The following is a 777-nucleotide window of genomic DNA, read 5'->3' as shown; positions in this document are numbered from 1 at the left end:
TGTTCTTCATCCGCAATTGCCATTGTCAACAATGTATCGCGCGCACGCGCGCGTAACTCCTGAACCGTGTCTTCGTCCAGCGCGCTGATGCCAAGCATTTCGCCAAGCGGCACATAAGCGATTTCTTCAAGGCTGCTAAACCCTTCTTCAATCAGCGCGCCGGCGACTTCTTCATCGGCGTTCAGACGCTCCATAAAGAGCGCGCGCAGCATGGAACGCTCTTGCGCCTGCTTTTCGGCGGATTCCGCCGGGGTCATCATATTGAGCGTCCAGCCCGTCAGTTCACTCGCCAGACGCACGTTCTGGCCGTTGCGGCCGATTGCAACGGCCAGTTCATCGTCATGGACGACGACATCCATCGAATGTGTTTCTTCATCGACCATCACAGACTGGACAACAGCGGGCGCAAGCGCATTAATCACAAATTGCGCGGGGTCTTCGGCCCAAAGCACGATATCCACATTTTCGCCTTCGAGTTCATTGCGCACTGCCTGCACGCGCGAGCCTCGGATACCCACGCACGTGCCGATGGGGTCAATGCGCTTATCGTGCGCAACGATGGCGATTTTCGCGCGTATCCCCGGATCGCGCGCGGCTGACTTGATTTCAAGCAGCCCCTGTTCAATTTCTGGAACTTCTATTTCAAACAGTTGAATCAGAAATTCAGGCGCAGTGCGCGACAGTTCGATTTGCGGGCCGCGCGCGCTTCGGTCAATCTTGAGAAGATAAGCGCGCACCCGGTCTCCAATGCGCAGATTTTCCCGCGGAATCAGTTGA

The 777-nt window shown here is 56.2% G+C and carries 1 protein-coding gene; it reads right to left on the bottom strand.

What is annotated here, in order from left to right:
* A partial coding sequence (gene nusA / locus CAGGBEG34_RS00460; RefSeq protein WP_042687208.1) for a transcription termination factor NusA occupies nt 1-777 on the bottom strand: 777 nt, incomplete at both ends.

It is taken from the genome of Candidatus Glomeribacter gigasporarum BEG34 (genome assembly GCF_000227585.1).
GTDB classification, from domain to species: Bacteria; Pseudomonadota; Gammaproteobacteria; order Burkholderiales; family Burkholderiaceae; genus Glomeribacter; species Glomeribacter gigasporarum_B.
This window is presented reverse-complemented; position numbering and strand designations above follow the sequence as displayed.